Source organism: Runella zeae DSM 19591 (genome assembly GCF_000423565.1).
In the GTDB taxonomy this organism is placed as follows: Bacteria; Bacteroidota; Bacteroidia; order Cytophagales; family Spirosomataceae; genus Runella; species Runella zeae.
The window spans coordinates 1-7,282 of record NZ_AUIF01000087.1 but is presented as its reverse complement, the minus strand read 5'-3'; the positions used below and the strand labels follow the sequence as shown (position 1 = coordinate 7,282).

At 39.9% G+C, this 7,282-nt stretch carries 10 protein-coding genes; 3 read left to right on the top strand and 7 right to left on the bottom strand.

Annotated elements, in window-relative coordinates:
* Positions 1-272: 272 nt before the first annotated feature.
* On the bottom strand, positions 273-584 hold the full coding sequence (locus G563_RS0117950; RefSeq protein WP_028666520.1) for a hypothetical protein: 312 nt from the start codon (positions 582-584) through the stop codon (positions 273-275).
* 27 nt (positions 585-611) lie between these two features.
* Positions 612-1,253: a recombinase family protein gene (locus G563_RS0117945; RefSeq protein WP_028666519.1), complete on the bottom strand. Its 642-nt coding sequence runs from the start codon at positions 1,251-1,253 to the stop codon at positions 612-614.
* A gap of 224 nt (positions 1,254-1,477) precedes the next feature.
* On the opposite strand from G563_RS0117945, the gene G563_RS0117940 reads away from it, so the two are divergent.
* Both G563_RS0117940 and G563_RS0117935 read left to right on the top strand, forming a co-directional pair.
* Positions 1,478-1,711 carry a helix-turn-helix domain-containing protein gene (locus G563_RS0117940; protein WP_028666518.1) on the top strand — a complete coding sequence of 78 codons (234 nt, stop codon included), beginning with the start codon at positions 1,478-1,480 and terminating at the stop codon, positions 1,709-1,711.
* Entirely contained in the window at positions 1,708-2,592 is an 885-nt protein-coding gene (locus G563_RS0117935; RefSeq protein WP_028666517.1) for a BglI family type II restriction endonuclease, read from the top strand. The genes G563_RS0117940 and G563_RS0117935 overlap by 4 nt, the downstream gene beginning before the upstream one ends.
* Here the strand turns inward: G563_RS0117935 and G563_RS35185 are convergent.
* The 3 genes from G563_RS35185 to G563_RS0117920 form a co-directional block, all read right to left on the bottom strand.
* A complete protein-coding gene (locus G563_RS35185) occupies positions 2,582-3,550 on the bottom strand; it encodes a DNA-methyltransferase (protein WP_037327381.1) in 969 nt (322 codons plus the stop codon). The two genes, G563_RS0117935 and G563_RS35185, sit on opposite strands and share 11 nt — an antisense overlap.
* Before the next feature lie 162 nt (positions 3,551-3,712).
* The gene (locus G563_RS35180) at positions 3,713-4,522 is read right to left on the bottom strand and encodes a SprT-like domain-containing protein (protein WP_211235289.1); all 810 of its coding nucleotides are present in this window, start codon (positions 4,520-4,522) and stop codon (positions 3,713-3,715) included.
* Positions 4,523-4,772: 250 nt separating this feature from the next.
* Positions 4,773-5,561, bottom strand: coding sequence for a hypothetical protein (locus G563_RS0117920; RefSeq protein WP_028666516.1), 789 nt, complete (start codon positions 5,559-5,561; stop codon positions 4,773-4,775).
* A 50-nt stretch (positions 5,562-5,611) separates the two neighbouring features.
* On the opposite strand from G563_RS0117920, the gene G563_RS0117915 reads away from it, so the two are divergent.
* Positions 5,612-5,908: a hypothetical protein gene (locus G563_RS0117915; protein WP_028666515.1), complete on the top strand. Its 297-nt coding sequence runs from the start codon at positions 5,612-5,614 to the stop codon at positions 5,906-5,908.
* On the opposite strand, the gene G563_RS0117910 is transcribed toward G563_RS0117915, so the two are convergent.
* Together G563_RS0117910 and G563_RS37120 are read right to left on the bottom strand one after the other, a co-directional pair.
* Entirely contained in the window at positions 5,905-6,822 is a 918-nt protein-coding gene (locus G563_RS0117910; protein WP_028666514.1) for a relaxase/mobilization nuclease domain-containing protein, read from the bottom strand. The genes G563_RS0117915 and G563_RS0117910 overlap by 4 nt on opposite strands.
* The coding region (locus G563_RS37120) for a MobC family plasmid mobilization relaxosome protein (RefSeq protein WP_051211059.1) at positions 6,806-7,282 on the bottom strand (477 nt) is incomplete at its 5' end. The genes G563_RS0117910 and G563_RS37120, both read right to left, overlap by 17 nt.

Here is a 7,282-nt window from a genome sequence, read left to right as displayed (position 1 = left end):
CCCCGCCTATAAAGGCTGGAACTCAACTCAAGCTTTTTTGAGATTATTCAGTAAAACTTGATTGAATATAGCTATTCAATATTTGTAAGGTTCATTACAAATAATCCAAATAAAGTGCGTTGATAAAGCGACTTGTTACACCCCGCAAAGCAGGGGGGTAATGGGTCGCGGTGCGGCTGGCTTCACCTATGCGCCCCAATAGCAACCTTACGGCTTTTCGCCGTGTGGTTGCGAACTTCGAGTAGGGCAGGGGCTTGCTGGTCGTTGGGGCGTTATTCAATCGCTGCTTGCTGGGTGTATTTTTGATGAAAAATCCATTTTGAAGTCAATTCTTGATGGCAATGTTCTGCCATTTCTTTACTATTAATGTGATTTTTCAATATGTCACCAATAGCCAGTATCAAACAATCTTCGGATGAGAAATCTATGTTGTTTTTGCTTTTAATAAGCCAGTCTGTGTTTAACTTCCTCAAAAATGTGTGAAACTCAGCCTCTGTTTTGTAATCGGTGTGCAGAACAGCATCTAAGAATATCCAACTAAAATTACTTTGAGTTTCTGGATTAAGGTTAAGAATATCGAACATGATTTATCTTTTTCGGTAAATATACAACTACATTAATTTCTTTAACCGCTGCACCGTATCGGGTGAAATATCATATATTTTAGCCACTTTGCGAATACTGATACCTTGCTGTAAATCCTTCAATGGCTTGGAGTATTTGGCTCTTAAATCATCATCGGAATACAAACGGCCTTTCTTACGGCCAAACGTCTTGCCCTGCCGCCTGGCTTCATCCATACCGCTAACAATACGGTCAATCATCGTTTCCCGCTCCTGACGTGCCATATCAGCCGTAACGGAAAAAATCATTGATACAGCGGGATTGAGCTTACCATTCAGTAATAGCGTCTCGGCACTATACTGGTGGATATAAATAGAAATTTTCTTTTCGGTCAGATGCTCTAAAATTTGGTGGGTCTGAGATGGGCGACGGCCTAAACGTGATACTTCCGTTATAAGAACCTTTTGAATTTGTTTGGTGTCGCATAGTTGCAAAAGCTGCTCGATACTCTCTCGATCGGCGTTGCCTTTAATCCCTGTAATTTTTTCAGTGATAATTTTGGCAACTGTCCATCCGCGCTTTTCAGCAACTGCCTTTAGGTCAGCAATTTGTCTTTGATATTCTTGGGAGCGTTTTGATACACGGGTGAAAATAACCGCGTTCACGGGGGAGGGGAGGGCTTCGTTCATAGAACGAAAATAATGAACTGTACCGAAATAAACAAGTGTTTAAATCAGTACACTTTTGCATTTAAAAAAGTATCGTTTAGTGGCTTAAAAGAGCGGTTTTTGAAGATATACCTTAAATCGGTACAGTCAAAGGGGGCTTACTATCTCGCTTTCAATAACCTTAATTATTCACATGCTATCTTTAGAGTGTAGCTCTTTAGAGTTCATGACACTACCTTTAGCCGATGATTACCAAGACTGAAATAGTATCAAAAATTGGTGAAGTAATTAGAGAACTTCGCTTAGAGAGAAATCTATCTCAAGAGGAGTTTGCAGACCAATGCTCAATTCATCGCACTTATTTGGGTTGTATAGAGAGAGGGGAAAAAGTTGTTACGATAAATACATTAAAAAAAATCACAGATGCTTTAGGCCTTACATTAACGCAATTTTTTAAAATTACTGAATCCCATAAATGATGCATTCTACATCTGACCAATACTTTCTTTCAAGAGAAAAATTAAGCAACAATCTCCAACAAATTATTGATACTGAAAGATATTATACTCAGTTTTTACTTGATGAAATAATATTACCTGTTGCAGAAGATATTTGGTCAAACTTTACGTTAGACCCATTAAAACTACTTCCTTTTTGGAGAAATTACCCTCCAGAACAACGTGGACGAGGGCCTATAGGCACTTCTGTCCCTTGGCTGGAATTAGGCGAAAAAACAATAAGCTCCAATATAATAAAGGCTCTTGGCTCTAAAAGAGATAATATAACTTTTCCAGGCCTTCCAACAGGTGGTGATATAAGATTTGCGGATAAGCAGGTTTACATTCATCTCGATGTAAAATTAACAGGCCCCAACGATAATGCCAATGAAGTTGTAGTACCTCCTAACCAAGTTTCGGGAGACGGTATAAATTGGAACGATGGCGTTTTAAATTCAACATGGCCAGTTAGGCGAGTTAAGTCAGGTGAAATTAATTACCACTTTCAACCCAAATTACCTCCTATCTATATTTTGGATGACAACACTTTAATATGTCTTACTTATTTCTTTGACGCAATTTATGATGTCACTGGATTTGGAAATCATCCAATTAAATATTTTGAATTGGTATGTGTGCCTAATGGTCTTTTAATGTTCGACGGGCCTAAACTTGCAAACACTCCAAACTTAATTATTGCGGGCAAAGATGACAAAACGACGCCAGACGATGCGAAGCGAATAAGAATACGATTAGAGCCTCTTTCTAAAATTAATAATTGGCGTGCAACTAAGATTAAAAAAACAGAGAATGGTTGGATTGCTCTTCATAGAAATGACAATCCAGAACTTTTTAGTAGCTAACTAAAGCAAGTTTTAGCTGTCTATTTTTCATTTCAATCTTCTTTTTTTCCTCCTCAATATTTCTTTTTGCCAAGACTACATACTCCTCCAGCAACTCAGTTCCTATATAATTTCTTTTTTCTAAAATCGCTGCAATCGCAGTCGTTCCGCTGCCCATAAAGCAGTCTAATACAATGTCTTCTGGCTCTGTAAGTAGCTTTATTAGCCTTTTTGGCAATTCAACAGGAAACATAGCTTCATGTTCTCTATTAGCCCTAACAGAAGAAAATTCCCAAACTGCTCTTGAACCCCATGAAGTCCATTCTTGAGAGGTAAGCTTATCTCTATTCACAACTGTTTCTCCTGGCTTCCACAGTATATAAATATCTTCATATTCAGAAACTGCACGATAAGAAGAGTTATGCCATTTTGAGTTCATCCATGAAGGGTCTTTTTTCCAAATACGGCGATCATACATATATAATTTGGCCTCATAGCCTGCCTGTTCAATAATATTCCCTACTAAATGTACCCTTGTTTGAGTTTCATATTTTCCTCCTCGGATATTATTTCCATTTAACCGCCTATCAATGGTTTGCTCACTACATCCCAATAGTGCAGCAAGTTGATTTCTATTTAAATCAGGGTTTTCCGCTTTTGCCTGTAAAATTTGTTCTTTTGTAATAGGCGATCTCTGCATACTAATATTCCTTGATTGGAATTTAGGTATTGCAGGGTCTGGAAAGCATAAAATATCAGCAATATTTATTGCTAAAAACCCTCCTGGCTTAAGAATATTGTAATGCAGCTTTATAGTTTCAGTTAAAAGTTCAACCCAATCTTCGTATGAAAGGTACTTCTCGTATTCCTTACCTACAAAATATGGGGGTGACCAAACACTCAACGCAATACTGTTTGGTTCAATCTGTTTAAGTAAATTTCTGCAATCCCCTTGGTGTATTTCATTTATTGACAACATATAAACGCCCCTTTCATTTTGAACTCTAAAGATAGCACAATCAAGGCTAAATATACAAATATAAAGTCATGTGAATTACTTTTTTTAACTATATGCCTATCTATCAGGGAATTTGTAAAACCCTTTGTTTGTAACCTTTCGGGAATTTTATTGATAGACCTTTTAAGGGATGTGAAAATTTAATCTTTGCATAGCTTGAGGTTTTATCTCTGTACTAAATATCATACCTTCTTGATTAACAACGTATTCTTGGTGCTTTTTGGCTTTCGGCTGCTGCGGCTTAAATTCCTGCTCGCATTCCATGCAAATCATCCGTAAATCAGGCTTACCCCAAACATTATTTTCACAAAAACAGGTGTATTTGACCTTAATTCCTGAGCGTTTAGGCTCTTTCTCGTCTTCGTCGTCACCCTCGGGATCGCTGCCTGTGCCTGTTGGCGGTGTAACGGTCAATGAGGGAAGGGTAGGCAGATAAGGCAGTTTTAAAGCGGCTAATTCATTTTCGTCTATCTTGGAAAAAGCCGTTTCAAACGCTCCCCCTTCCATCACGTAATGGGTCATAGCCTGGCCTGTTTTCTTGCCTCCTGCCTGCCCATTGTGCGAGGGCATCAGGCCGACGGCTTCCATTTTGGCCGCCCATTCTTTGTTGTGGTAACACTGGCGCGACGGGTGGCCTAAGGCTTCCTGCCACAAATGCACCATTTCATGCACTAACGTTGAATGCCATTGTTTATCGGGGCGGTTGATGGTGTCGGGGTTTAGAGAAATCTCATGAATAATCGTATCAGTCCCTTTGTCTTTCCATCGCTCGGGCGCAAAAAATCCGTGTGCGCCTTTATGCCGTGACAGGTTCACCAAACAATCAGGCAGTTCATTTTCAAACAAAGCTTCGTTGTAATAATCAAACAGGTCTTCGAGTGTATTAAACTGTTTAGCGGTAATTGACATTTCAATCTCCTTTGTAATGTACATTACAAATTGTAGTGTTCATTACAGGAAATAGCAATAGAAATCTTCCTCAATCATCATTTTTTCTCTCCCTTCACTGGTCGCAGTTTTCCGCAAAGCGGTTAAACAAAACCTCTGGATTTAAAGCATGGATGCAGAAATAGCTGGCTTTAAGTGATGGGGTCAATAAGAATTTTGTCCCGCGAGGAAAGCCGACAGGCTGGGGAAAATTGTTGTTGACGCTGGAAACGGGCCAGATAAAACGAACATCCCTTTATTCCCATGGGTCTATATTAGGGTCCTTAGACTTTTGTTCCTGCTGCCGTTTTGCAGCTTCTTCCAGTTCTGTCATTATATCCTTTTTTTTAACACCTTCCATTTCCTCACGCAATGCTTGTTCTTTTGCTTTTTGCTGGGCCATATAGGCATTCATTTCATCCTCTATTGTCTTAGTACTACCCAAATTTTCCTGCTGCGCTATAACATTTTTCAAGTTTTGCCCATAGTTATATTCTTGACTAATGGCATAATCATAAGATTTACTCGCCTGTTCTCTATGGGATTTTCGATTTTCAAAATCCTGCAATTGTTCCTGTTTTAATTGCTGTACGGTCGGGTCATTAGCATCAAGACCTTGCATCCGTTCATTATAAATGTTCCAGCTTATGTACATAGCCTTATCATGCTCCTCTAACAATTTTAATTTTTCTTCCGTTAATTTCATTCCGCGCTCATCACTGGCATTGATTTCATCCTGTATATGTTTCATTTGTCTGGGAATTAAGGCGTTATTTAATTCTTTGGTCGTTTCTAACTGCGTTTGCTTTTGTTGTATCTCCTGATAAACAATATCCATTGGATGGAGCGGGTACGCCTCAATTTCGGCTTCATGGTCAGAAGACAACCATTTTTCGCTATGGCTTATTTCCCATTCGTTATAAATTTCAGGGGGCAAAGTCTTACCGTATTGGCGTATTAATTCCTCCAATCGTTTTTCTCGTCTAATGGCCAACTCTGCTTTTTCCCTTTTATGGCGTTCGAGCATTTCTTCTAATGTTTCCATAAATAGCTTATAAAATTGCTTTAAAAAAGTATTGACTATTATGGTAAGTCATGTTATTCTTGGCCATGATCAAAGAAAAAATAAAAAAAATTAAACCTAAAGCGGCGAATGATAATCGTCATAATAAGATTGCTTGGATAGCTATCCACCAATATCTTGATCTATGGTTTGAAAAAAACAATGTTCCCAAAACAGGTTCCAGATATAATCGGGCTTTACACTATATGTATGAAATGAGAAATCGCCCTTGGCTGCATGAGAATGATTGTCATAGGGATGCCTTCAAATGGCTGGACTGCCAAGCAAAGGATTGGCATGTCTCTACTGTATGGCCAGGGTTAGATTAATATTCAAAACCTCGGTTATGTTTACGGCCTTTATTCTGTTCCATCTGTTGCCGCAATTCCTCCATAATATCACTTTTATTATCATTTACAGGCTGTTGTGAATTATTTATAAATTCTATCATTAACTGATTGGGTGTAGGCCGTTTTGCGCCTTGTTGACGGCTTTGTAAACGCTCTTGCTGTACTTTCAGAGCTTGCACTTCAAACGGCAGTGAGTAGCTTTTAAAACGCTCCTGAACATCTTTTTTACGATACCCGTCGAGCTGTCGCACTAAATCAAGGCTTTTCCCTTCAGGAGTTATAACCCGATACGGATGCTGGTCTAAACCGCGCCCGATTTCATAACCTGCTGCCTGTGCCTGATTTACAAAATCATCGGCATTATTTGCCTGTTCCCACAGTTGCGTTAATAACAGTTTGTGACCTGGCTCTTTGGTTTTATTCCGAATTTTCGGGGTACGTTCATGGCCTAATGTCACCTCAATCTCATTGCGGGCGGAATTGTGTTTATAAAAATTATAACTGTCAGGCCGCAATTTACTCGTTACATGATCATATCTTAGCCATGCAACATGAACATGCTGTCGACCGCCTTTAGTGTGTCTGACGGCCAGACGCGGCAATCCTTCGTAGCCCAGCCATTTTTCGATAATATTAACGCTTTCCAGCCATTGGTCGGCGGTCATGTTGGCCGCTTCACCCTCGCGTGGATTAAGAATACCTTGATAAAAAGGCTTCTTTGACTTGCTGATTAATGCCACATCACGCTCACTGTTAACTAAAGCTGTGATGGGGTCACTATCCGCAAAACCGCGCATTTCTAAAATCTCAGGCTTTATATCGTTGTCGCGTTTGGAAAGCAGATAACTGCCCAGCTGACGACCATTACCCCGACTTTTACCTTTGATGACCATCCCGTAAAAGCCTTAATAGTTCCGCATTAATCTCTGCTAACTGTTGCAAAACGCTCTCCGCTGCCTGTTCCGTCGGTGTTAATTTTGCCGCGTTCAACCGCTGCACCAGTTGATTAAGATTATTCCCAATGCGGCCGACTTCACCCCGTAGATAAAGCAAAAACTCTGTTTCTGCTAAAGGTCTTCGAGGTGTAAACTTTCTATACAATGTCATATTACGCGTGAAGTCTGACAAGTCCATGCCAGCCTTCGCGGCACGATCAAGCAAGAGTTCATCCTCTCGGGGTAAGTAACGCGTTAGCCGTAAAACGGTGCGTGTTTCACTATCTGCTTTTTTGGGACGTGCCATTTTTTCTTTTTTAACGGGTGGGGGTGCAGGGAGGAGGGCAGAGCCTTCCCCTTGCCAAGACTCGTTTCTGGAGAGCGAAAACGGAGTTTTTGATATACAGAAACATGTCTT